Origin of the sequence: Streptomyces sp. RPT161, assembly GCF_027533845.1 — a bacterium.
GTDB classification, from domain to species: Bacteria; Actinomycetota; Actinomycetes; order Streptomycetales; family Streptomycetaceae; genus Streptantibioticus_A; species Streptantibioticus_A silvisoli_A.
On sequence record NZ_JAPZVN010000003.1, the window covers coordinates 34,160 to 57,981 of the forward strand.

At 70.9% G+C, this 23,822-nt stretch carries 18 protein-coding genes; 8 read left to right on the forward strand and 10 right to left on the reverse strand.

Annotated features, from left to right (window positions below):
- The first annotated feature begins 240 nt into the window (after positions 1-240).
- From O5O46_RS08260 to O5O46_RS08270, 3 genes are all read left to right on the forward strand, one after another.
- A complete protein-coding gene (locus O5O46_RS08260; RefSeq protein ID WP_269854642.1) occupies positions 241-891 on the forward strand; it encodes a UdgX family uracil-DNA binding protein in 651 nt (216 codons plus the stop codon).
- 493 nt (positions 892-1,384) lie between these two features.
- The gene (locus tag O5O46_RS08265; RefSeq protein ID WP_269854643.1) at positions 1,385-3,199 is read left to right on the forward strand and encodes a glycosyltransferase family 2 protein; all 1,815 of its coding nucleotides are present in this window, start codon (positions 1,385-1,387) and stop codon (positions 3,197-3,199) included.
- 30 nt (positions 3,200-3,229) lie between these two features.
- Positions 3,230-5,161 (forward strand): galactose oxidase early set domain-containing protein, encoded by a 1,932-nt coding sequence (locus tag O5O46_RS08270; RefSeq protein WP_269854644.1) that lies wholly within the window; start codon positions 3,230-3,232, stop codon positions 5,159-5,161.
- On the opposite strand, the gene O5O46_RS08275 is transcribed toward O5O46_RS08270, so the two are convergent.
- From O5O46_RS08275 to O5O46_RS08285, 3 genes are all read right to left on the reverse strand, one after another.
- The gene (locus O5O46_RS08275; protein ID WP_443072452.1) at positions 5,109-6,197 is read right to left on the reverse strand and encodes a glycoside hydrolase family 6 protein; all 1,089 of its coding nucleotides are present in this window, start codon (positions 6,195-6,197) and stop codon (positions 5,109-5,111) included. The two genes, O5O46_RS08270 and O5O46_RS08275, sit on opposite strands and share 53 nt — an antisense overlap.
- Positions 6,198-6,320: 123 nt before the next feature.
- Complete coding sequence (locus O5O46_RS08280) at positions 6,321-8,102, reverse strand: serine hydrolase (RefSeq protein WP_269854646.1); 1,782 nt, start codon at positions 8,100-8,102, stop codon at positions 6,321-6,323.
- Positions 8,103-8,135: 33 nt separating this feature from the next.
- On the reverse strand, positions 8,136-9,386 hold the full coding sequence (locus O5O46_RS08285; protein ID WP_269854647.1) for an exo-beta-N-acetylmuramidase NamZ family protein: 1,251 nt from the start codon (positions 9,384-9,386) through the stop codon (positions 8,136-8,138).
- A gap of 142 nt (positions 9,387-9,528) precedes the next feature.
- On the opposite strand from O5O46_RS08285, the gene O5O46_RS08290 reads away from it, so the two are divergent.
- Both O5O46_RS08290 and O5O46_RS08295 read left to right on the forward strand, forming a co-directional pair.
- On the forward strand, positions 9,529-11,280 hold the full coding sequence (locus O5O46_RS08290; protein WP_269854648.1) for a glycoside hydrolase family 3 protein: 1,752 nt from the start codon (positions 9,529-9,531) through the stop codon (positions 11,278-11,280).
- Positions 11,277-12,242 carry an alpha/beta hydrolase gene (locus tag O5O46_RS08295; RefSeq protein ID WP_269854649.1) on the forward strand — a complete coding sequence of 322 codons (966 nt, stop codon included), beginning with the start codon at positions 11,277-11,279 and terminating at the stop codon, positions 12,240-12,242. Before O5O46_RS08290 ends, O5O46_RS08295 begins: the two co-directional genes overlap by 4 nt.
- Before the next feature lie 2 nt (positions 12,243-12,244).
- On the opposite strand, the gene O5O46_RS08300 is transcribed toward O5O46_RS08295, so the two are convergent.
- Positions 12,245-14,332 carry a SpoIIE family protein phosphatase gene (locus tag O5O46_RS08300; RefSeq protein ID WP_269854650.1) on the reverse strand — a complete coding sequence of 696 codons (2,088 nt, stop codon included), beginning with the start codon at positions 14,330-14,332 and terminating at the stop codon, positions 12,245-12,247.
- 309 nt (positions 14,333-14,641) lie between these two features.
- On the opposite strand from O5O46_RS08300, the gene O5O46_RS08305 reads away from it, so the two are divergent.
- Positions 14,642-15,685, forward strand: a complete 1,044-nt coding sequence (locus tag O5O46_RS08305; protein WP_269854651.1) for a methyltransferase — start codon at positions 14,642-14,644, stop codon at positions 15,683-15,685.
- 43 nt (positions 15,686-15,728) lie between these two features.
- Here the strand turns inward: O5O46_RS08305 and O5O46_RS08310 are convergent, their stop codons facing one another.
- The 4 genes from O5O46_RS08310 to O5O46_RS08325 form a co-directional block, all read right to left on the reverse strand.
- Positions 15,729-16,523 (reverse strand): TIGR01458 family HAD-type hydrolase, encoded by a 795-nt coding sequence (locus O5O46_RS08310; RefSeq protein ID WP_269854652.1) that lies wholly within the window; start codon positions 16,521-16,523, stop codon positions 15,729-15,731.
- A gap of 90 nt (positions 16,524-16,613) precedes the next feature.
- A complete protein-coding gene (locus tag O5O46_RS08315; protein ID WP_269854653.1) occupies positions 16,614-18,149 on the reverse strand; it encodes an ATP-dependent DNA ligase in 1,536 nt (511 codons plus the stop codon).
- 42 nt (positions 18,150-18,191) lie between these two features.
- On the reverse strand, positions 18,192-18,407 hold the full coding sequence (locus O5O46_RS08320) for a ferredoxin (protein WP_269854654.1): 216 nt from the start codon (positions 18,405-18,407) through the stop codon (positions 18,192-18,194).
- 6 nt (positions 18,408-18,413) lie between these two features.
- Positions 18,414-19,604, reverse strand: coding sequence for a cytochrome P450 (locus O5O46_RS08325; RefSeq protein WP_269854655.1), 1,191 nt, complete (start codon positions 19,602-19,604; stop codon positions 18,414-18,416).
- Positions 19,605-19,718: 114 nt separating this feature from the next.
- Between O5O46_RS08325 and O5O46_RS08330 the strand changes: the two genes are divergently transcribed.
- A complete protein-coding gene (locus O5O46_RS08330) occupies positions 19,719-20,315 on the forward strand; it encodes a TetR/AcrR family transcriptional regulator (RefSeq protein ID WP_269854656.1) in 597 nt (198 codons plus the stop codon).
- A 37-nt stretch (positions 20,316-20,352) separates the two neighbouring features.
- Here the strand turns inward: O5O46_RS08330 and O5O46_RS08335 are convergent, their stop codons facing one another.
- On the reverse strand, positions 20,353-21,237 hold the full coding sequence (locus O5O46_RS08335) for a polysaccharide lyase (protein ID WP_269854657.1): 885 nt from the start codon (positions 21,235-21,237) through the stop codon (positions 20,353-20,355).
- A gap of 280 nt (positions 21,238-21,517) precedes the next feature.
- On the opposite strand from O5O46_RS08335, the gene O5O46_RS08340 reads away from it, so the two are divergent.
- A complete protein-coding gene (locus O5O46_RS08340) occupies positions 21,518-23,110 on the forward strand; it encodes an APC family permease (protein WP_269855141.1) in 1,593 nt (530 codons plus the stop codon).
- Positions 23,111-23,158: 48 nt separating this feature from the next.
- On the opposite strand, the gene O5O46_RS08345 is transcribed toward O5O46_RS08340, so the two are convergent.
- Positions 23,159-23,815, reverse strand: a complete 657-nt coding sequence (locus O5O46_RS08345) for a PAS domain-containing protein (RefSeq protein ID WP_269854658.1) — start codon at positions 23,813-23,815, stop codon at positions 23,159-23,161.
- Between the last annotated feature and the right edge of the window lie 7 nt (positions 23,816-23,822).

Here is a 23,822-nt window from a genome sequence, read left to right on the forward strand (position 1 = left end):
GCCGGAGCCGCCGCGGCAACGGCACGCGCGGGAGTCTTCACCGCGGCGAGACGCTGATCCGCACCCCGCACCTGCGTCGCCCAACTCCGCGCGGCGCACCTAGCGTTCACACCCGGCGCTCGGCAGCAGGCACCCGACGTGAACGTGCGCATCCGTTCCGTAGCGGCCTGAAATGCGCACGCCTGGGTAGCCGCAGGCCAGAGGGGGCCGTAGGGACCGCCGGGATGGACGGAGGCCGCCATGGCGCGCAGCGGCGAGCCGGAAGCGTACGACGCCGGGCCCTTTGTGCCCGACGGCACGGATCTGGCGGGGCTCAGGGCAGCCGCGGCCGGCTGCCAGGGCTGCCCCCTGTACCGGGATGCGACCCAGACCGTCTTCGGCTCGGGGGACGCCTCGGCCCGGGTGGTGCTGGTGGGCGAGCAGCCCGGGGACCAGGAGGACCGCCAGGGCAAGCCGTTCGTCGGGCCGGCCGGCCGCGTGCTGATGCGGGCCCTTGACGAGGCGGGCATCGATCCGGCGCTGACGTACATCACGAACGCGGTCAAGCACTTCAAGTTCGAGTGGGACGCGCGCGGCAAGCGGCGGATACACAAGGCCCCGAGCCTGCACGAGGTCGCCGCGTGCAAACCCTGGCTGACCGCCGAACTGCGACTGATCGACCCCGAAGTCGTCATCGCCCTCGGCGCGACGGCGGGAAAGGCCCTACTGGGCGGCTCGTTCCGGGTGACCAGGGAACGCGGCACCCTGCTGACGCTCCCGCTGGAGGGGGACGGCGGCCCGCCTCTCGTCGCGACCATCCACCCCTCCGCGGTGCTGCGCGCAGACGACCGGGAGACGGCGTACCAGGGCCTGTTGGCGGACCTGCGGGTGGCGGCCAAGGCACTGCGCTGAACGGGGAGTTCCGCTCTCACCTCGCGTTCGGCTCAGGGACACCCCGGCCAGCGGCGCCCTTCGGGTGGTCCAGGGCGCGGTCCATCACGGTGTGGCTAGGACGGTGCAGGCCGAGCGATGCGCAGGGGCGGCGCGCCGACCGCGCTGCTGTCGATCGCCACGCACCTCGCGCCGGGCGTCTGGATCGGCCACACCGCGGGCGGCGGGCCACTGGGGGCCTCGACGGTCTGCCCCTAGCTGGCACTGACGCTCGGATCCAGAACCTCGTCCCCCGCCGCCGGGCGGCATCCATCGCCTGACCACCCCGGACGAACGCACGCCGCGCCGACGATCCGCCTGTCATGCCATCCATAAATCGTTTGTTATCTTCTGCGTGAAATTCGACATTCGTGACTTTTGGGGCGTCAGTCTTCGCTACGCATACGGGGATGCTGTGACGATTTCGCAGGACAGTGACCGGCAGACGACAGATCGTACGGCTACGAACACCCGCTTGCCGGTCCCGGCCATCGCGCCGGGTCCTCGCTCGCCGAGCGGCGAGCCCAGCACGCGGACCGCCAGCAGACGCGGAGCACGGCACTCCGGCAAGTACGACTACGAACGCTTCAGCCAACTCGCCGGCCCCCTCACCGAACCCGAAACCGGCACCGACGGCACGTACCAGGTGCGCTACCGCAGCCTGATCGCCGCCGAAGGGCACCGGATGCGCAGCGCCCTGCTGCTGGGCGCGGCGCCAGTGGTCTCGTTGCTGCTGCTGGTCTGGCTGATGCTGCCGGAGCACTGGGTGCACCGGCACTACGTGCCCGCATGGGAGTCCGCGGCGGATGCGGTGATGCTGGTCTCCATCGGGCTGATCGAGAGCTTCCGCGTGATCAACGTGGTCTCCAACGCACACGCCACGCTGGTCGCCCGCGACCCGATCCCGGTCCGGCCCGAGCCGGGCACCCGGGTGGCCTTCCTCACCAGCTTCGTACCCGGCAAGGAACCGCTGGAGATGGTGCGCGCCACCTTGCAGGGGGCGGTGCGGCTGCGCCATGACGGTCCGCTCGACATCTGGCTGCTGGACGAGGGCAACGCCCCCGAAGTCCGGCAGATGTGCGAGGAGTTGGGGGTACGGCACTTCTCCCGCAAGGGCGTGGAGAAGTGGAACCGGCCCAGCGGGCCGTTCCGGGCCAAGACCAAGCACGGCAACTACAACTCCTGGCTGAGCGAGCACGGCCGCGACTACGAGTTCATGGCGTGCGTGGACACCGACCACGTTCCACTGCCGGAGTTCCTGGAGCGGATGCTGGGCTACTTCCGGGACCCCGACGTGGCGTTCGTCGTCGGCCCGCAGGTGTACGGCAACTGCGACACGGCGGTGACCAAGGCGTCGGAGAGCCAGCAGTTCCTGTTCCACGCGCTTATCCAGCGCGCGGGAAACGCCTACCGCGCACCGATGTTCGTGGGCACCAACAACTGCGTACGCATCAGTGCGCTACGGCAGATCGGCGGGCTGTACGACTCCATCACCGAGGACATGGCCACCGGTCTGGAGATCCACCGCAGGCGCAATCCGCGCACCGGCAACCGCTGGTGCTCGGTCTACACCCCGGACGTCCTCGCGGTGGGCGAGGGACCGTCGTCCTGGACCGACTTCTTCAACCAGCAACTGCGCTGGAGCCGGGGCACCTACGAGACGCTGCTGCGGCAGTTCTGGAAGACGCACTGCACTCTCTCCCCCGGCCGGCTGCTCAACTACTCGCTGCTGGTGACCTTCTATCCGATGTCGGCGCTCAACTGGCTGCTCGGCGGCGTCTCCTGCGTGCTGTTCCTGGTGCTGGGCGCCTCCGGGGTGCACATCGAGTCGCAGATCTGGATGATGCTCTACAGCGACGCCGCGGCCCTGCAGATCGGGCTGTACCTGTGGAACCGTCGGCACAACGTCAGCCCGCACGAGCCAGAGGGCTCCTCCGGCGCGGCCGGCATGGTGATGTCCGCGCTGTCGGCGCCGCTGTACGCCAGATCGCTGGTCGGCGCACTGCTGCGGCGCAAGGCGGGTTTCGTGGTCACCGCCAAGGGCGACTCGGCCAGCCCCGACCGGCTCGCCACCTTCTCCACCCATCTCGGCTGGGCGGCGGTCTTCGGCGGCTCGCTGATCGCCTCGTTCTTCCTCGGCCACACCCATGTGGCGATGCGCACCTGGGCCGTGCTCGCCCTGCTGACCGCCCTCGCACCGGTGCTGGTGTGGCGGACCACGGTCGCCAGGAAGCGGTCGGAGGCGCCGCGCCGGAAGGCACCCCGCCCCGTCGCACAGCACACCAGCTAGACCCCAACGCACAGTCAAAGGACAGATCCTGTGAGGTACCGCCCCAGCCCGCAGACCCGCAAGACCGCGATCGGTGTGGCGGCGTTCGTCGTCCTCGCCGCGATGAACGGCCCGGCCGCTCTGGGCTTCGCCGAGCACTCCTACCACCAGTACAAGATCAACCAGCCCGGCTACAAGGCGATGTACGGCCACTGGGACCTGGTCGATGTGCCCAAGCAGTACCGGATCAACTCGATCCACGCCGCACTGCTGCACACCGGCAAGGTGCTGCTGATCGCCGGATCGGGCAACAACGAGAAGAACTTCAGAGCGGGCACGTTCCAGAGCGTGCTGTGGGACCCGGTGAACAACACCTTCAAGGAGATCCCGACCCCGAAGGACATGTTCTGCGGCGGCCACGCCCAACTCCCCGACGGGCAACTCCTGGTGGCGGGCGGCACCGCCCGCTACGAGAAGCTCCAGGGCGACGTCAAGCGGGCCGGCGGCGCGATGGTGATCAAGAACGAGAGCCCGGACCACCCGATGACGTTCCCCAAGGGCACGGTCTTCCGCGGCTCGACCGGCAAGGAGTACGCCTCCCAACTGCCCATCACCGTACCGGCCGCCACGAAGACGGTGACCGGTTTCGGCCCGAAGAAGAAGGTCACCGTCACCGCCAGCGAGGCGCGGGTCTACGTCGAGTCGGTGCGCGACGGTGAGGGGGGTATCTCCAACACCGCCGACCAGTACCGGATCGTCGGCCTCAAGGGCGACGACGCGCGCAACCACTACGGCCTGGCGACCAAACTCGGCCTGGACAAGAAGGACTTCCAGGGACTGCGGGAGTCCTACCTCTTCGACCCGGAGTCCGAGCGCTACGTCCAGGTCACGTCCATGTCGGAGGCCCGCTGGTACCCGACGCTGGTCACACTGGCGGACAACAGGGTGATGGCGGTCTCCGGCCTGGACGACATGGGCCAGATCATCCCCGGCAAGAACGAGATCTTCGACCCTGCGACGCGCAGGTGGTCGCCGGGGCCGACGCGCTACTTCCCCACCTATCCGGCGCTGTTCCTCACCAAGGGCGGCAAGCTGTTCTACTCCGGTTCCAACGCCGGTTACGGTCCGGCCGACCAGGGCCGCACCCCCGGCGTGTGGGATCCGCGCGCCAACACCTTCACCCCGGTGCCGGGTCTGCACGACCCCGACCAGACCGAGACCTCCGCGTCCGTACTGCTGCCGCCGGCGCAGCGGCAGTCGGTGATGATCCTCGGCGGCGGCGGGGTGGGCGAGTCGCACCGGTCGACCGGGCGCACCGCCGTCGTGGACCTCGGTCAGGAACGCCCGCGCTACAAGGACGGCCCCGACCTGCCGCAGGGCACCCGCTACCTCAACGCGGTGCTCACCCCGGACGACTCCGTGTTCACCTCGGGTGGATCGCTGGACTACCGGGGCAAGGAGGCCAGCGACGTGCTCAGGGCGCAGTTCTACGACCCGGCCCAGGGCACGTTCCGTCCGGCCGCCGCGCCGACCGTCGGGCGGGACTACCACTCCGAGGCGCTGCTGCTGCCGGACGGGCGGATCGCCGTCTTCGGTTCCAACCCGCTGTTCGCGGACAAGGCCAACACCGAGGACGCCCCCTTCGAGCAGCGCATCGAGGTCTACAGCCCGCCGTACCTCTACGGCCGGACCAGGCCGGAGTTGGGCTCCGGCCCGGTGGAAGTGGAGCGCGGACAGTCGGTGACCTTCCACAGCGGGTCGGCCGGCGGGGTGCGCGCGGCGCGGCTGATGCGGCCGAGCGCGGTCACCCACGTCACCGATGTGGAACAGCGCTCGATCGCCCTGGACCTGGTGCGGCACGACCGTTCGGTGACCGTCACCGTGCCGCGGGATCCGTCGCTGGTGCCGTCCGGTTGGTACATGCTGTTCCTCACCGACCGGCGCGGGACTCCTTCGCAGGCCCGCTGGGTTCACGTTCGGTGACCGACGGCCAGTTGCCTGACCTGCGGGCCAGTTGGAGGGCGTAGTCCGGCCACCACTGGCCCGCGGGCGGGCCGCCCCGGCAGGCGCCGTCGGACTCGCCGGGGCGCTTGACCCACAGATAGGCGTCGACCTGGCGGTCGCCGGTCGCCGTGGTCGGCGGGCGGCCCAGCGCCCGGTCCGGCGGGTTGCACCAGGACTGCGCGCCTTCCTGCTCCGCCGCCTGCTGGGCGCGGACCAGCGGACCGCCGCCGTTGCGGCTGGTGTCGATGACGAAGTGGGTACCGCCCAGCAGTGCGGACAGCCGGTGTCCGTACTCCTCACTGGCCTGCGTAGTCTGGAAGTTGGAGACGTTGAGGGCGAACCCGTTGGCCTCCTTGATGTCGGCCTTACGCAACGCGTCCACCAGTTGCCGCGGATCGCGGATCCAGCCCGCGTTTCCGGCGTCCAGGTAGACGGCCGTGTTGGGCAGCGACTTGAGCGTCCGCACGCCGTACGCCAGCAGGTCGAGCCGTTCGCGATCGCCCTGGTTGGCGGCGCAGGTGACCAGTTGGGCCACCGCGTCGGGCTCCAGTACCACCCAGGCCCTGCGGTTCTCGATCCCGTCGGCCAGCCGGTCGATCCACGCGCGGTAGGCGGCACCGTCCGCGGCCCCACCGGCGGAGTACTGTCCGCAGTCGCGGTGGGGGATGTTGTAGGCGACCAACACCGGTACTCGGCGGGAAAGTTGGGCCTCCATGGTGACCCGCCGGACGCGTTCGGTCGGATCGCCCTCGCCGAGCCAGGTCGCCGTCGGCTGGTCGGCGATCCGCCGCAGCAGGTCCGCGTCGTCCTCCCGGCCCCGCTCCTGCCACACCGCGGCCTGCTCGTCGGCGCGATTGCGCGGATCCACCCAGAAGGGCGAACCGGCGGTGGCCCCGGAATCGTCGAGCGGTACGGTCAGCGGTCCGCCGGCGGCGATGGGCCAGGGCATGAGCAGCCCCTGGACCCCGAGCAGTGCGGCGGCGATACAGGCGGACGTCGTATAGCGAGCCGACAGACGCACCAGTCACTCACCCTCTTCGTTCCTCAATGGTGGCAGCCTGATACCACCGATATCCCTCCTAGACTCACATATGGCGATCGGTCGGACATTATTCGGCACATCGGGCGAGTCGCACCCTCAGCGGCTGCTCAGCGTCCACGCGTCGGGGGTGAACGCGCCCGGATCCTGGTCGCCGTTGAACAGCAGCCCGCGGCCGTCGTGGATCCGCACACCGGAGACGTTCACCCCCCGGCCGGTGTAGGCCGGATCCGTGGTGTAGCGCCAGCGCAGCAGCACCGCGCCTTGGTACGCCGGGAGTTGGGCGGATGCCCGCCACCAGGAACGGGTGCCGCCGGACAGTGCCAGTTGCGTTCCGGGCGGTGCGCCCGGGCCGGTGACGGTGACCGGGACCGGCTGCCAGGTGGCGCCGCCGTCGGTGCTGGACTCCAGGTGGACGAAGTCGCTCCCGGGTTCGGTGTCCACGAAGGTGTCGTAGTGGATGGCCAGCGGACCGCCGCGCGGGGTGACGGAGACGGTGAGCGTCGCGGTGCCGGCGTCGCCGATGCCGGAGTACCAGGACGGTACGCCGTGCGGTGCGCGTATCGCCATCGCGTCGGCCAGGCCGTCGGCGGCGGCGCGCCGGGCCGGGTTGGTGGAGCCCCAGTCACGGGTGGGGTGCACGCGGTTGCTGAACTGCAGCGCGATGGAGCGGGATTCGGGGTCGATGACGATGGTCGTGCCGGTGAAGCCGGTGTGCCCCGCGGTGGCAGGGCTGTCCAACCGGCCCATGTACCAGCGCTGGTCGAGTTCGAAGCCCAGACCGTGCCCGTCGCCCGGGAACCGGCTGTTGAAGTCGGTCAGCATCTGTCGCACCCAGTACTGGGTCAGGATCCGATGCCCGCGGTACGTACCGCCGTTGAGGACGGCCTGGGCGAGCACCGCCACGTCTGCGACGGTGGAGAACACGCCGGCGTGTCCGGCGACACCCCCCATCGCCCACGCGTTCTCGTCGTGCACCTGCCCCCACACCAGGCCGCGTTGCGGCTCGCCAGGGCCGTCCTCGTACTCCTCGGCGGCGATCCGCGTCCGGAGCGGGGCGGGCGGGTTGTACATGGTGTCGCGCATGCCCAGCGGACCCGTGATGCCGTCTCGCACCAGGGTGTCCAGCGGTTCGCCGGTGATGTGTTGCAGCACCTGTTGCAGCGTGAGCATGTTCAGGTCTGAGTACAGATACGTGCTGCCCGGCGGGTTCTGCGGGGTGGTGTCCAAGATGGCCCTGACCCGGGAGGGCATGTCGGGGTACTGCCACAGCGGCGGGCTGGGGTCCGGTGGCAGGCCGGAGGTGTGGGTGAGCAGTTCCTCGATGGTGATCGAGCCCTTGCCGTGGCTGGCGAACTCCGGCAGGTAGCTGGCGACGGTGGCGTTCAGCTGGAGCCGCCCGGCCTGGAGTTGCTGCACCGCCACGATGGAGGTGAACAGCTTCGAAAGGGACGCCAGGTCGAAGATGGTGTCGGTGCGCATGGGGATCTGCCGGGCCGCGGGGAGCGGATCGCCCTGGCGGTCCGCGTAGCGCAGCGCGTAGCCGCTGGCGTGGTCGGCCACCACGACTCCGTCGTGTGCCAGCAGCGTGACCTGGCCGGAGAACATCGGGTGGCCGGTGGCCGGGTCGGGCCTGGTCCAGGCGTCCTCTTCGGCGAGTGCGGTGCGGATCGGGGCCGGGTCGAGCCCGGCCTGCTCGGGGGTACCGCCGCGCAGTACGGTCCACGGTGGCGCGAAGTCCCGGTGCGGCTGGTCGAAGCGGCCGTTGGCGGGGGGCCGGGCCGGATGAGTCGCTACGGCGCCGGCGGGCGCGGTAGCGGCGACCAGCCCCACGGCGGCGGCCAGTGCCACGGCCGTGAGGGCGGCTCGGCGGGCGAACATCGCGGTTCTCCCCTCGTTCGGTGTGCGCGCTGGCTAGCGGTACAGCAGGAACGGTTCGCGGCGCTCGCGAAACACTTCGAGTTCGGTGTGCCAGGCGCCGACCACCTCCTCGGCCGGGGCGCCCGCGTCGACCATGGTGCGCAGCCTGCTGGAGCCGCTCAGGTCGTCGATCCAGTGGTCGGGCCGCCAGCCGAAGACCGAGCGGTACAGCCGGCGGGCGGTCACGATCATGGCCACCGCGGTGGTGATGGGGTCCACCCCGCGGCGGTCGGTGAGATGCACCTGGACACCGCCACAGGTGGTGCCCGCGAACTTGTCGAAGGTGGGAACCGTGTAGTTCTCCCGGAACCGCACGCCCGGCAGGCCCATCGCGTTCAGCGTCTCCGCCCAGTGCCAGTCGATGCCGGGCGCGCCGATCATCTCGAACGGCCGGGTGGTGCCGCGGCCTTCGGAGAGCAGGGTGCCCTCGAACAGGCAGGTTCCGGGGTAGAGCAGCGCGGTGTCGCCGGTGGGCATGTTGGGGCTGGGCGGCACCCAGGGCAGACCGGTGTCTGTGAACAGCATGTCGCGCCGGTAGCCGCGCACCGGTACGACGTCCAGACTGCTCAGCCGTCGGCCGCCGGTGTCACCGGGCACGAAGATCGCGTCGAACATCCTGGCCAGTTCACCAGCGGTCATGCCCGGCTGCTGCACGACGGGTTTGAGTCCGACACCGGTCGCGAATCGCGGGTCGAGCTGCGGGCCGTATGCCTGGCCGCCGTTGGGGTTGGGGCGGTCCAGCACGACGAACGCGGCGCCGGTGCGCACCGCCGCCACCATCGCCACGTACATCGTCCAGGTGTAGGTGTAGAAACGGGCGCCGACGCCGGCGATGTCGAACACCACGGTGTCCACGCCCGCCTTGCGGTACATCGCGGCCAGTTGCTCCGCGCTCGCGCCGTAGGCGTCGTAGACCGGGATGCCGGTGCGCGGATCGGTGTAGTCGCCCTCGGAGCCACCGGCCTGGGAGGTGCCGCGGAAGCCGTGTTCCGGGCCGAACGCGGCGACCGGTCGGGCGTTCGCGGCGGTCATGGCGTCCACGATGTGGGTGAGGTCGCGCAGTACACCGGTGGGGTTGGTGAGCACGCCCGTCCGGCGTCCGGCGAGCGCCCGCCAGCCCTGTGCCGCCAGTACGTCCGCACCGGTCAGTACCGGCTCCCGGCCGTGCGCCGGGGCAGCGGCGCCGACGGTGCCGACACCGAGCGCGGTCGCGGCGACGAACCCGCGTCTGCTCATCGGTGACATGCCTGGCAACGTACGCATGTGACGGGTCCCGGTCAATGAGCGCACGGCCGGGATCCGCCTGTCGGCGCAGGATATTGACACCGCGTCAGCGACGCGGTGCAATGCCGCGCACGGTCCGTCACTTCGTCGCCGGGAGGCGCTGATGCGTGCTGGTGCGGTCACGACCGTTCTGCTGACCGCCGCCGCGGTCACCGTCAGCACCGCCGCCGCACCACTCGCCACCGCCACGGACCACCAGGTCAACATGCTGATGACGCGGATGACGCTACCGGAGAAGGTCGGCCAGCTGTTCGTCTCCGAGGTGTACGGCGCCACCGCCACCACCACCGACCCCGTGGACGTAGCGGCCAACCACCGGCTGTACGGCGCCGACGTGGGCAACGGCGCGCAACTGCTGGCCAGGTACCACCTCGGCGGCGTCATCTACTTCTCCTGGAGCGACAACCTCAACGACCCCCGGCAGATCACCGCGCTGTCCGCCGGACTACAGCACGCCGCGACCGCCGCCCCCGGCGGCGTCCCGCTGCAGATCAGCACCGACCAGGAGGGCGGCACCGTCAACCGGATCGGCGCACCGCTCGCCGTGTCGCCGGGCAACATGGCAATAGGCGCCACCTTCGACCCAGCCGCCGCCTACCGCGCCGCCTCGGTCAGCGGCGCGCAACTGCGGGCGCTGGGCATCAACACGGACGACGCGCCCGTGGTGGACGTCAACACCAACCCCCTCAACAGCGCTGACGGGCCAAGGGCGTTCGGCGACCGCACCGGGTGGACCGCCCGCTTCGCGGCCGCCGCGGTACACGGCTACGCGGCGAGCGGCGTGGGCGCGCAGGCCAAGCACTTCCCGGGACTCGGCGACACCACGGTCAACACCGACAACGGTGTGGCGGTCACCCATGAGACCCGGGCCCAGATCATGGCCAGGGACGTACCGCCGTTCCGGGCGGCCATCGCGGCGGGCGTGCCGTCCATCATGGCGGCGCACATCGTGGCGCCCTCCCTCGACCCGTCCGGACTGCCCGCCAGCCTCTCCCGGCCCATCGTCACCGGCCTGCTGCGCGGCACGCTGCACTACGACGGAGTGGTGATCACCGATGCGCTCAGCGCCGCCGCGCTGGCCGGGATCGCCCCGGACCAGGTGGTGCTGGACGCCATCAGCGCGGGCGACGACGAACTGCTGATGCCACCCGACCTGCCGGGCGCGGTGCACGCGGTGCTGAACGCCGTGCGCACCGGCAGGATCAGCACCGCGCGCATCGACCAGTCGGTGCACCGCATCCTGCGGATGAAGGCCCAACTGGGCCTGCTCCAGCACCGCTACCCGGCCGCGCCCCGCAACCCGTTCGACGCCCCGGGCGTGATGGCCGGGATCGCCCGCCGTTCCATCACCCTGCTGCGCGACACCCGCCGCGTGCTGCCGCTGACAGCGCACTCCGGGACGCGGGTCCTGGTCACCGGATGGGGGACCGCCACGACGCTGAACCTGGCGAACGCCCTGGCCGCCCAGGGGCTGGCCACCGACCGTCTGTGGACCGGCTCACCGGACCAGCACACCATCGACACCGCTGTGGCCGCGGCCAGGGCCCATGACGTCACCGTGGTGACCAGCTACAACGCCTGGAGCGATTCCGCCCAGCAGAGCCTGGTGCGGCAACTCCTGGCCACCGGGCGGCCGATCGTGGTCGCCTCGGTCGGCGGCCCGTACGACATCGCCTACTTCCCCACCGCCACAACATATCTGGCCGCCTACGACTACCAGCCGGTCTCCGTCACCGCGTTGGCGAACACCCTGCTCGGCACCGCGCCAACCGGTAGGCTACCGGTTACGGTGCGTCAGGTTACGGGCGGCGGAACGCTGTTCGCCTTCGGCTCGGGGATCGGATACCAGCGGTGAGACGACTCGTTCGCGTACTGCCCCTGCTGGGCGTCATCGCCGCACTCGCGCTGTCCGCCGTGCCCGCCCAGGCCCAGGTCGGTGGCGCGGCCCGGGTGGTGGCCGAGCGGCGGATCGCCGCCCGGCAACTCGATCTGACCGTCTCCTCCCCCGCGCTCGGCCGCACCGCCAAGGTCCGGCTGCTCACCCCCGACGGCTGGACGCCCCGGCCGCACCGCAGCTGGCCCACGCTGTGGCTGCTGCACGGATGCTGCGACGACTACACCGGCTGGACCGCGAAGACCGATGTGGCCAGCATCCCGGCGCTGCGCCGGGTGCTGGTGGTGATGCCGGAGGCGGGCACGACCGGCTTCTACAGCGACTGGTGGAACTACGGAACCGGCGGCACGCCGCGCTGGGAGACCTTCCACCTCACCGAGCTGCGGCAGCTGCTGGAGCGCTCCTACGGCGCCGGACCCGACCGGGCGGTCGCCGGGCTGTCGATGGGCGGCTTCGGGGCGCTGTCCTACGCGGCCCGGCACCCGGGCATGTTCCGCGCCGCCGCCTCCTACAGCGGGGTCGCCGATCCGCTCTATCCGCACGGCGGCCCGGCCAACGTGCTGGCCATCGTGCGCGGCCAGGGCGCCGACCCGTACGCGCTGTGGGGCGATCCGGTGGCCGACCGGCAGATCTGGGCCGAGCACGATCCGTACGCGCTGGCCGGGGTGCTGCGACGGCTGCCGGTCTTCCTGTCCTGCGGGGACGGCACCGCGGGGCCGTTCGATCCGCCGGGCGTGACCAGCCCGTACGAGACCCTCTTCCTGGCCGAGGGCCGCCATGTGGCCGACCGGCTGCACGCGCTCGGCGACCACCGCCTGGTCACCGACTTCTACGGCCACGGCACGCACAGTTGGCCCTACTGGCAACGTGAACTACACCGCTCACTACCGCTGTTGCTCGGCGCGATGGGCGTGCGGAGCTGAGGTCAGTCCTCGGCGGTGCCCGTTGAGCGGGCGATCAGCAGCGCCACGTCGTCGTGGTCCTCGGGGTGGCGCAGCACCCGTAGCAGCACGTCGCAGGTGGTCTCCAACGGCCGGGGCGGCCCGGAGAGAACGTCGAGCAGGGCTCCGAGCCGGGTGTCGATGGAGGTGTCCCGGGTCTCCACCAACCCGTCGGTGTACAGCACCAGTTGGTCCCCGGGGGCCAGGTCCAGCACGGTGGTCTCGAAGGGCACACCGCCTACCCCGAGCGGGGCGCCGGTGGGCAGGTCCAGCAGTTGCGGGGGCTGGCCGGGGCGCATCAACACCGGAGGCAGATGGCCCGCGTTGGAGATCCTGCACTGCGCCCGCTGCGGGTCGTGGACGACGTAGACGCAGGTGGTGGAGCGGCCCAGGCCGTCGGCTATGTGGTCGAGGTGGCCGAAGAGGTCGGCGGGGTCGAGGCCCAGTCCGGCGAGGGCGCGGGTGGCGGTGCGCATCTGGCCCATGGTGGCCGCGGCGTTGATGCCGCTGCCCATGACGTCGCCGACGACGAGTGCGGTGCGGTCGCCGCTGAGCGGTATGACGTCGAACCAGTCGCCGCCGACCTCGCTGGTGCCCGCGGCGGGCTGGTAGCGGTAGGCCACGTCGAGTCCGGGGCGGCGCGGCGGGGGCGGCGGCAGCAGGTCCCGTTGCAGGGTCAGGGCGGCTCGGCGTTGCGTCTGGTACCAGCGGGCGTTGTCGATGCACACCGCGGCGCGGGCGGCCAACTCGCAGGCGAGCACGGCGTCGTCCTCGGTGAACGGCACCGGGTTGCGGGCGCGTTTGAGGTCCAGCGCGCCGACGACCGCGCCCCGGGCGATCAGCGGCACCGCGAGGTAGGAGTGCAGTCCGCAGCGGGCCAGCAGTTCGGCGGCGGTCCGATCCCGGGCGATGCGGGGCAGGTCCTCCGGCCGCACCCGGGGCACGAGGACCGGACGACCGGTGCGCACGCACTCGGTGACCAAGCGGTCCGGGTCGTACGCGGCGACCTCGCCGGTGGGGTCCGCGGCCCGGGTGGCCTCGGTGTGGTAGGCCGCCGCCACGGCGAGGGCGCGGAAGACCGGGCGGTCGCGCTCGAAGCCCGAGTTGCCGCGCCGGTCGTCGGTGATCGAGTCCAGCACGTCGACCGCGGCCACGTCGGCCAGCTCGGGGACGCAGACGTCGGCCAGCTCGCGGGCGGTCTGGTCGAGGTCGAGCGTGGTCCCGATGCGCACGGTGGCGTCGGCGATGAGGGTGAGCCGTTCGCGTGCCTGGGCGGCCGCGATGGCCGCACGGTGCCGTTCGGTGATGTCCACCACCGAGGTGGCCAGGCCCAGCACCCTTCCGGCCGGGTCCTCCAGCCGGTAGTACGACACCGACCAGGCGTGTTCGTCCGGGTCGGAGGGGGTGCGGCCGGTGGCGAACTGGTCGAGCAGCGGCACACCGCTCTCCAGCACCTCGAGCATCGAGGACTCGATCGTGTCGACGTCCAGGAAGGGCAGCGCCTCGCGGACGTGGCGGCCGATGTGCTGGTCGGCGGGGATGCCGTTGATCCGCTCCAGGGCGGGGTTGACGGTCACGTACCGCAGGTCGGTGTCGAGTATGCCGAGGCCGATCGGCGACTGACTGACCAGCCGCATGGACAGCGACAGCTCGGTCTCCAACCGGCGCAGGGTCGCCTGGTCGGTGGCGATCCCCAGGGCGTAGAAGCCGTGGTGGGCGTCCTGCAGCCGCATGTTGCGGAACTCGACCAGGCGGGTGCTGCCGTCCTTGTGCCGGATGGGGAACACCCCGGCCCAGTTCTGGCCGACCGCCATGACCTCGGCGAACAGCTTGAGGATCTGCTCCCGGTTCCGCTCGTCCACCAGCAGCTGAGCCGCGTACCGGCCCAGCGCCTCCTCTGCGCTGTAGCCGAACAGTTCCTCGGCCTGGGGGCTCCACAGGGTGATCCGCCCGGTGGCGTCCAGCACCACCGCGGCGACGCTCAGCACGTCGAGCAGCCCGCCCGGTGGGGCGGCGGCGTCCGCGCTCTCGGGGCCGCCCAGGCCAGCCGGGAACGCGTCTGTCGCACTCATTCCCGGTCACCCCTTTCGCCCGTCGAGGACGGCCATGGCCCGGCGCGCGCCCCGGTGCGCTGCGTCAGACTTCGCTCCATCCTCTCTCCGCTTCGCCCCGAGCCGCAGCCCCTGGACTGCGGTGATCTCGTGAGCATGGGCATCCACTGCCACATTGCACCCGCAAGCATCCCGCATGCCGGAAATTCAATTCCGTTGACCGGCTCGAAACCGAGAGGCGGTCTGGCGGGAGTCAGTAGCGTCCCCCAGAATCACTCCTGTCGCGCCAGCGGGCGTGGCACAGGGCGCGTCCGAGAGGGGATCGAACTGATGGCTAATCAGGTAAGGGACCAGGACAGTCGCCGGGATTCCGGGTCACCGGAACGGATCCTGCGGGTGGGGCTGGGATTCTGGGACGCCAAGGCGCTGTTGAGCGCGGTCGAGTTGGACGTCTTCGGCGCGCTTACCGAAGGACCGCTGGAATACGAGGAGTTACGCGCCCGCACAGGTGTACATCCGCGTGGCGCCCGGGACTTCTTCGACACCCTGGTGGCGCTCGGCCTCCTGGACCGGGAGGAGACCGGCCGGTACGCCAACACCCCGGACACGGCACGCTACTTGGTGCGCTCGGCGCCGGGCTATGTCGGCGGGATGCTGGAACTGGCCGCTGGGCAGCTGTACTCGTCCTGGGCGCGGCTGACCGAGGCGCTGCGCACCGGGGAGCCGCAGTGCGAGGAGGCCAAGCAGAGCGACTTCTTCGACGGCGCCTACGCCGACGACCACCAGAGCAAGACCTTCTCACGCGCCATGACCGGGCTGTCGTCCGGCCCCATAGCAAGGATCGCCGAGCGCTTCCCCTGGTCGACGTACCGTACGGTGGCCGACATCGGCTGTTCCGAGGGCGCGCTGCTCACCGGGGTGCTAGGGCGGCACGCCCAGCTGTCCGGCACCGGGTTCGACCTTCCGCCGATGCGGCGGCACTTCGAGGAGTACGTGACCGCGGCTGGCCTCACCGACCGGCTGTCGTTCAGGGCTGGTGACTTCTTCACCGATCCGCTGCCCGCCGCCGATGTGCTGGTGTTCGGGCACATCCTGCACGACTGGGACCTGCCCACCAAGCGGATGCTGCTGGAGAAGGCGTACGCGGCGCTACCCGAAGCGGGCGCGGTCGTCGTCTTCGAGTCGCTGATCGACGACGAGCGCCGGGAGAACGACTTCGGGCTGCTGATGAGCCTGAACATGCTGGTGGAGACCAGGGGCGGATTCGACTACACCGGCGCCGAGTGCCGGGGGTGGCTGGCGGAGGCCGGATTCCGTGAGAGCCGGGTGGAGCACCTCGCCGGCCCGGACTCGATGGTGATCGGCATCAAGTGACCTGCGGCTGAGGGCGGTACGGCATGCGCCTGCCGTACCGCCCTCAGCGGTCGGGTAGCCCCAGCAGGTCGGGCAGGTCGGCGATGGAGTCCAGCACATGATCAGGGGTCCCGGAGGCGTTCTGGTGGGTGCGCGGCAGGTACTTGCCGGTCTTGACCAACACCCCTGTGATGCCTCGGCGTTGGGCCGCCAGCACATCGGACTCGATGTCGTCGCCGACCATGAGGGCCTGCCGCGGTGCGACGCCCAGATGTGCCAGAGCGGTGCCGAAGAACGCCTCGGCGGGCTTCCCGACGATCTCCGCCTCGACCCCGGCCGCCTGTTCCAGGCCCAGCAGGAAGGCGCCGGTGTCCAGGCTGAGCCCCTCGGCGGTGCGCCAGTACAGGTTGCGGTGCATCGCCACCAGCCGGGCCCCGTGCTGCAGGTGGCCGAACGCCCGGTTCAGCGCCCGGTAGTCGAACTCGGGGCCCGCACCGCCGACCACCACCACGTCAGGGGGCGTCTCATCGGTGTCCGGGACCAGGGTGACCGCGCTCAGGTCCTCCGCGATGTCACCGCTGTTGAGCAGGGCGCAGCGGGCGCCGGGGTGGCGGTCGGCCAGATAGCGGGCGGCGACGGCGGGTGCGGTGAGGATGTCCTCGGCGCTGACCGGGAAGCCCGCCTCGGAGAGCGTGGCGGCGATGGCGGCGCGGGTCCGCGAGGTCGTGTTGGTCACCAGCGCCAGCGGGATGTCCGCCGCGCGCAGCCGCCGTACGGCGTCCACGGCGCCGGGCAGCGGCTGCCAGGACACCGTGAGCACACCGTCGATGTCGAGCAGTACCGCGCTCACCGGCTCCATGGGCACACCGTAACCATCCCGCCACAGGCCGCCAAGCCCGCCACACCCGCCGCCGAAGGCCCAGGGACGCGGGCCCCGGGCCCGTAGCCCTCAGGCCCGGAATCCGAGCACCGTCTCCACGGTGTCCGCCTCCTCGGGCGGCTTGTCCTCGCGGTAGCGCAGTACGCGGGCGAACCGCAGGGTCACCCCTTCCGGGTAGCGGGTGGAGCGCTGCACCCCGTCGAAGGCGATCTCCACCACCAGTTCGGGCCGCACCACCACACCCCAGGGTTCGGTGCGCACCGCCAACTCCCGCAGCCGGTCCGTCTGCCAGTCGAGCATGACGTCGGTCAGCCCCTTGAAGGTCTTGCCCAGCATGGCGAAGCCGCCGTCCGGCCGCCGGGCGCCCAGGTGCAGGTTGGACAGCTTTCCGGTGCGCCGCCCATGTCCCCACTCGGCGGCCAGCACCACCAGGTCGAGGGTGTGTACGGGTTTGACCTTCAGCCAGGAGGCACCGCGCCGACCCGCGCTGTACGGCGCGTCCAACGCCTTGACCAGTACGCCCTCGTGGCCGCGGGCCAGTGTCGCCGCGGTGAAGTCCTTTGCCGCTTCCCGCGTTTCCGGGTCACCGGGGTCGTCGGCGACCAGGCGACGGACCCGCAGCGGCTCCGGAACCACCCGGGCCAGTTCGGCATGGCGCTGGGTGGTGGGCAACGCCAGCAGATCGCGGCCGTCCACGGACAGCAGGTCGAAGAAGACCGGCGACAGCGGCAGCGCGGCCTGCGCGCCCGCGACATCCAGTCGGGAACCGACCCGCCCCGCGGTCTCCTGGAACGGCTTGGGCCGCCCGTCCGCCCCCAACGCGATCACCTCCCCGTCCAACACCAGCCGATCGGCGGGGAGTTGTCGGGCGGCGCTCACCACTTCGGGCAGCCGTGAGGTGATCTCATCGAGGGTGCGGGTGTAGATCCGTACGTTCTCGCCCGCGCGGTGCACCTGGACGCGGATGCCGTCCAGCTTCTCCTCGATCGCGCAGGGGCCCAGCCTGTCCAGTGCCTCCTCCACGCTCTTGGCGGTGTGCGCCAGCATGGGCAACACCGGGCGGCCGACCTCCAGTTGGAAGTCGGCCAGTGCGCCCGGGCCGCGAGCCAGCAGCGCCTCGGCGACCGCGCCCAGCGTTCCGCCCAGCATCACCGCCCGGCGCACCTCCGGTGCCGGCACATCGGTCGCCGCGGCGAGGCCTTCGACGGCCAGGGCGTCGAGGGCGCCCTGGCGCAGCTCACCGCCGATCAGGGCGAGCAGGAAGCGCTGTTCCTCTTCGGTGGCCGCGGACATCAGCTCCCGTACCTGCCGTCGCCGCTCGCCCTGTGCGCCCTTGCCGGTGATGGCCGCGATCCGGCCGAGCGCGGCATCGACCTCGGCCACGTCCAACCGGGGCTCTGCCGCAGCCGGTACCCGCTCGGCCAGCGTGCTCCAGCCCACCCCGATACGGCGCTGCGGCAGCCGCCCGGCCAGATAAGTGATCACGATCGGGGCCTGTGCGGGCTCCGTCATACGGAACAGCCGGGCCAGCAGTTCCACCTTGCGGGAGCGCGCGGCGGCCTGAGCCACCTCCTGCGAGGTCCGGGCGACATCAGACAGCAGCATGGATCCATGGTCACTCGGACCGCGCCGAAGCGCAGTTCCGGGTCAGGGCCGCGGTCCGATGACCTCCTCCCCCTCGGTCACGGTGATGGCCATCGCCGGGCAGGAGTCGGCGGCGTCCAGCGCGCGCTCGTCCGGCGGGCCGTCGGGCCGCAGCGGGTGAGCGTGGTCGTCGTCCAGCTCGAACAGTTCGGGCGCTATGCCCGCGCACATCCCGGAGGCCATGCACTGGTGCTTGTCTATCTCGATGTGCCAGGTCATCGCATATCACCATCCCACCGGCATGCTCCGTGGTCCCCGGACCAGCATCTGCGTCTTCCACTCGATGTCGCCCACCAGACGCAGTCCCGGGAAGCGGGTGATCAGGGCCCGTAGCGCCTCCTGCAGCTCCAGGCGGGCCAGGGGTGCGCCCAGACAGTGGTGCACTCCGTGCCCGAACCCGAGGTGCTGGTTGCTCTGGCGGGCGACGTCCAGCTTGCCCGGCTCGCTGAACCGCAGCGCGTCCCGGTTGGCCGCGCCCACGGCCACCAGCACCGGCTCTCCCGCTCGCACCAGGGTGCCGCCGATCTCGATGTCCTCCGTCGCGTAGCGGGGGAAGCCCGCGCCGCTGCCCAGCGGTACGAACCGCATCAACTCCTCGACGGCGGTGGGGATCAGGTCGATGTCGGCCCGCAGCCGGGCGAGTTCGTCGGGGTGATCCAGCAGAGTGCAGACGAAGTTGGGGATCTGGGTGGCCGTTGTCTCATGACCGGCGACCAGCAGCCCCACGCACAGATCGACCAGCTCCAGCTCGGAGAGCCGGTCGTCCACGTCCCGCGCCTCGATCAGCGCGGTCATCAGGTCGTCCTGCGGTTCAGCGCGATGGCGTTCCACCAACTGCCGCATGTAGGCGCGCAGTTCCTCGCGCTGGACCTCGAACTCCTCGGCCGTCAGCGAACTGGTGGACAGCGCGGCGTCGCTCCACACCCGGAACTGCGGCCGGTCCTCGGTGGGCACTCCGAGCATACGGCAGATGACGGCGACCGGTATCGGCAGCGCGTAGTCCTCCACCAGGTCCGCAGGCGGTCCCGCCGCCTCCAGCGCGTCCAGTAACCCCTCGGCCAACTCCTTTACGGCGGGCCTCAGTTTCTCCACCTGGTGGACGGTGAACGCCTTGGCCACCAGGGTGCGCAGCCGGGTGTGGTCCGGCGGATCCATGCTGAGGATGCCGGAGTCCTGCCGGGCCTCGCCCTGCCGGGGCGGGTCGTGGTGGACGGCCTCGGCCCGGCTGAAGCGCCGGTCGCCCAGCACCAGCCGGGCGTCCGCGTACCGCGTGACCAGCCAGGCGGGTTCGCCGTAGGCCATGCGTACGCGCAGCAGGCCGTCGCTCGCGCGGGCCTTCTCGTAGGTCTCGGAGATCCCGAGGCCGATCGATTCGTTGAAGGGGTACGTCAGGGGCTCGATGTCGGCTGTGGTCACCTTGGACCTCCAAGTGTAAGCACGTGCTTACATAGAGCGTAGATCCGCCGATGGCGGCAGTCAACGGCCCGGAGGGGCCGCTATCCTGACGGACTTCCGGGGAGGGATGCACAGATGGTCGAGATCCAGCCGAAGCGGCCGCGCGACGCCCAGGCCACCCGCCAGGCGCTGCTGGATGCGGCGGCGGCGCTCTTCGCCGAGCGGGGCTTCGAGCGCGCCACCGTACGGGACATCGCGGCCCGCGCGGGCGTCAACCAGGCGCTGCTGTTCCGCTACTTCGGCTCGAAGAAGGCCCTGTTCGGCGAGGTACTGGAACGCAACGGCCGCGAGCAGCTGAAGGCCACGGCGCCGGAGAGCCTGCTGGAGGCCGCGCTGCGCGGAATGCTGCTGGCCGATGACGGGCGGCTGGGCGACCGCTCGCTGGAGGCGTTCCTGCGGTCCACCGGCGGCAGCGACGAAGTGGCCGCCACCGGACGGCTGTTGGGGGACGAGTACGCCCGGGTGCTGGCCGGCCTCAGCGACCGGCAGGACAGCGACCTGCGGGCCGACCTGGTGCTGTCCTGGCTGCTCGGCATCGGGCTGATGCGGGTGGTGGTCGGCAAGGAACCGCTGGCCAGCGCCGACCCGGACGAGATCTGCGAACTGGTACTGGGCGCGGCCCGCACCCTGCTGGAGGGGCTGGCCGTGCCCGTACCGCCACCCGCGCCGTGACCGTCCCGGGCGGGCCGGGCCGCCCCGCGCCAGGCGGTCAGTGCTGCGCGGAGGTGGCGAGGGAGAAGTCGGCGAACTCGGCGCTCTCGGTCTTCTTCGGCCCCCAACTGGTGTCATGGCCGCCGAAGAACGTGGAGAAGAAGACACCGCCGAACGTGATGCCGGAGATACCCGAGGCGGCACCCGTTGCGCCGAGCACCCGCCGCCCGTCGTACCAGACGGTGATGTCGCCGGTGGAACGGTTCACCAGCTGCTCCACGGTGTGCCAGGAGCCGTCCGCCGCCCACTTCCACGCGCCGAGGCCGAGGTCGACGCCGTATCCGGTCGGCCCGGAGTTGGTCGGGGTGTAGAGGTAGACCTCACCCTCGTTGGGCGCGGACTTGGCGCGGAACATGTACCGCGTGGACCAGCCGTCACCGTGGTTGCCACCGGACTCCTGGCCGATCTTCCCGCCGTACAGCCCCGGCAGCTTACCGCCCTTGCCGAAGTCGAAGCCGGTGGGGAACTTCACCGCGTACCTCAGGTCCAGGGTGCTGGAGTTCGCCAGATCGGACCGGCCGAGCTTGCTCAACTGGGTGTAGAACTGGCCGCCGCCCGGATTGGCGCAGTCCGAGCAGGAGTTGGCGGACGATCCGGCGCCGTACGTCACCCTTAGCGCCGAGCCGTCACCGGGGGCGGAGGCGTCGGAGACCTCCTTGAGGTCGGACCGGCCCCATGAGCCCTGGGAGGCGTAGCCCCAGGAACGCTGCCACGCCGAGGAGTTGTAGCCGGTGAACTGACCGGTCCAGGGTCCGGACGCGGCCCGGGCGGGTGCGGCGGTCATCGATCCCGCGGTGACCGTGGCGGCGAGCGTCGCGATCGCCGCCGCGACGAGGGCCGTACGGCGCTTCCTGGGGTCCTGCCGACGGGAGTTACGGGACATCTCGCTCCTTGGGAGGTGGGTGCGGCGATGTGCCTGCCATGTCGACCGTTCAGATAGCCGAACGGTTGTCATGTATACGTAACGGGCAGAGGAGAAGTTAGCCCGCCCGTCGGGCGATGTCCAGGGAAGCAGCGGATCCGGATACCACCAAGCTGACCACTGATCAGGTTGGTGAACGCCGTCCTCATCGTGGACGGTCCCCGGCGGGGCACCGCGCCCATGGCAGTCTTGACCACCCGCGAACAACGACGGAGGAGACCGTTCCGTGTCGGAACACTTGATGGGCGAGGCCGATGCGTCAACCGTGGCCGCACAGGAGCACCGGTTGCGCCGCGATCTCGGGTTCTGGGGTCTGACCTCGATCGGCTTCTCCAACATCGTCGGCTCCGGCTGGCTGTTCGCCGCCATGTACGCGGCGCAGACGGCCGGTCCGGCCTCGCTGCTGTCCTGGCTGGCCGCGGGTGCGCTGTGCGCCCTGGTGGCGCTGGTGATGGTCGAGCTCGGCGCGTCACGGCCCGAGGGCGGCGGCACCGTGCGCTGGCCGCTGTACGCCAGCGGACGGCTGGTGGGCACGCTGATCGGCTGGTCGGCGCTGCTGTCGGTGGGCGGCACCGCGGCGGAGATCAGCGCCATCATGCAGTACGCGGCGCACTACCTGCCGGGCATCTACCACGGGCACCGGTTGACCCTGCCGGGTTTGGGGCTGGCGATCGCACTGAGTGTGGTGCTCACCGCGCTGAACTGGTTCGCGGTACGGATGTTCGCACGGCTGAACAACCTCGTGTCGATATTCAAGATCCTCGTCCCGATCGTCACCATGGCCGCGTTGTTCGCCTCCGGTTGGCATTCCGGTCGGCTCACCGGACATGGCGGCTTCGCGCCCTATGGGTACGCGGCCTGCCTGAGCGCGCTGGCCAGCGGCGGCATCGTGTACTCGGTCAACGGTTTCCAGGCGCCCCTGGACTTCTCCGGCGAGGCGCGCAACCCCCGGCGGAGCGTTCCCACATCTGTGCTCACCGGGATCGGCCTGGCCCTGCTGATGTACCTCGGGCTCCAGTTGGCGTTCCTGTTCTCCGTACCGGACAACCTCCTCGGTCATGGCTGGCGCGGTGTGGACTTCGAATCGCCCTTCGGCCAGTTGGCCTTGATCCTCAATCTCCAGTGGCTGTCCAGCCTGCTGTACGCCGACGCTGTGCTGTCGCCCGGCGGTTCGGCCTACGTCGGTGTGGCGATCGACGCGCGGCACACCTACGCGCTGGCCAAGAACGGGCTGCTGCCGCGTTTCTTCATGCAGGTCAACCCGCGCCATGGTGTTCCGCACCGGGCACTGGCACTGAACCTTGCCGTGATCATGGTGTTCCTGCTGCCGTTCGGCGGATGGCAGAACATCGTCGCCGTGATGGGCGACATGTACCTGCTGGTCTACGCGGCCTCCGCGGTGGCCGTCGCCGCGTTCCGAACCCAGGCGACCAGTGAGACACCGCACTGGGTGCCCGGCGTGCGCTGGATCGCGCCGGTGAGCTTCGTGGTGTCCAGCGAGTTCGTCTACTGGTCGGGGTGGCACGATCTGCGGCTGGCGCTGCCGCTCGTGCTCGCCGGGCTGCTGGTGTTCCTGGCCATGTGGCGGGGCGGCTACGGAGCGGCGCTGCGGGACGAACTGCGCGTCGGGGCCTGGCTGGTGGTGTATCTGTCGGTGCTGACGCTGCTGTCCTGGCTCGGTACCTTCAAGGGCTCGGGACGGCTTCCCGCGCCTTACGACTCCTTCACCGTCGCGGCGGTGTCGCTGGCGATCTTCTACTGGGCTGTCCGTTCCGGCGCCCGGCATCTGTCGCGGCCAACCGCGCCGGGGGCCTCGGCCCCGCCTTCGGCCTAGCCGGGCGCGGCAGCGCCAGGTCCACCGCACCGCCGCCAGGCGGACGCCTCATCCAGCGCCCGGGGGCGGCGCGGGCGGCCAGGTGCCGGGGTCGAGCAGCCCCAGTACGTACGCCCTGGCCACCAGGGCCGTGCGGTTGGAGGCGTCGAGCAGTGTGCACAGCCGCTTCAGGTGGTAGTTCACCCCGTCCGCGCTCAGCCCCACCACCCGGGCGACCGCCGCCGTGGTGTTGCCCGCCGCGACCAGCGCCAGGATCCGGGACTCCTGCTCGCTGACCGCCACGGCTGCCCCGGCTCCATAAGGGCGCGCCGGAACCGCCTCCGGCTCCGCGTCGGGATGCAGGGTGACCAGGAGCGGCGGCGACTCGCCCTCCGGGTCGCTCACCGGCTCCACGACGAGCTGGCCGTCATGGCTCGTACCGCCCGCCGTCCACCGCACCCGCACCGGGTAGCGGGAACGGCGCCCGTGGCGAAGCGCCTCGTCCAGTTTGCGCAGTTGGCCGGAGCTGGTGGGGGTGAACAGATCCATGAGCTGACGGCTGGTCAACTGGCCCGGATGCAGCCCCCAGACGGCCGCGAAGGCGGGATTGGCGCCCGCGATCACGCCGTCGGTGTGGCTGATCGCTATGGGCACCGGGGACCGGTCGAGAAGGCTGATGAACCGGTTGCGCCAGAGGGCGGCCCGCTGCTCCGGCGTGTCCGCCATCGTGCGC

Bases quoted from the DNA above. Each gene is read 5' to 3' on its own strand.
- O5O46_RS08260 (WP_269854642.1), top strand. From the start codon at position 241: ATGGCGCGCAGCGGCGAGCCGGAAGCGTACGACGCCGGGCCCTTTGTG.
- O5O46_RS08280 (WP_269854646.1), bottom strand. From the start codon at position 8,102: ATGTTCGCCCGCCGAGCCGCCCTCACGGCCGTGGCACTGGCCGCCGCC.
- O5O46_RS08285 (WP_269854647.1), bottom strand. From the start codon at position 9,386: ATGTCACCGATGAGCAGACGCGGGTTCGTCGCCGCGACCGCGCTCGGT.
- O5O46_RS08290 (WP_269854648.1), top strand. From the start codon at position 9,529: ATGCGTGCTGGTGCGGTCACGACCGTTCTGCTGACCGCCGCCGCGGTC.
- O5O46_RS08300 (WP_269854650.1), bottom strand. From the start codon at position 14,332: ATGAGTGCGACAGACGCGTTCCCGGCTGGCCTGGGCGGCCCCGAGAGC.
- O5O46_RS08305 (WP_269854651.1), top strand. From the start codon at position 14,642: ATGGCTAATCAGGTAAGGGACCAGGACAGTCGCCGGGATTCCGGGTCA.
- O5O46_RS08310 (WP_269854652.1), bottom strand. From the start codon at position 16,523: ATGGAGCCGGTGAGCGCGGTACTGCTCGACATCGACGGTGTGCTCACG.
- O5O46_RS08315 (WP_269854653.1), bottom strand. From the start codon at position 18,149: ATGCTGCTGTCTGATGTCGCCCGGACCTCGCAGGAGGTGGCTCAGGCC.
- O5O46_RS08320 (WP_269854654.1), bottom strand. From the start codon at position 18,407: ATGACCTGGCACATCGAGATAGACAAGCACCAGTGCATGGCCTCCGGG.
- O5O46_RS08330 (WP_269854656.1), top strand. From the start codon at position 19,719: ATGGTCGAGATCCAGCCGAAGCGGCCGCGCGACGCCCAGGCCACCCGC.
- O5O46_RS08335 (WP_269854657.1), bottom strand. From the start codon at position 21,237: ATGTCCCGTAACTCCCGTCGGCAGGACCCCAGGAAGCGCCGTACGGCC.
- O5O46_RS08340 (WP_269855141.1), top strand. From the start codon at position 21,518: ATGGGCGAGGCCGATGCGTCAACCGTGGCCGCACAGGAGCACCGGTTG.
- O5O46_RS08345 (WP_269854658.1), bottom strand. From the start codon at position 23,815: ATGGCGGACACGCCGGAGCAGCGGGCCGCCCTCTGGCGCAACCGGTTC.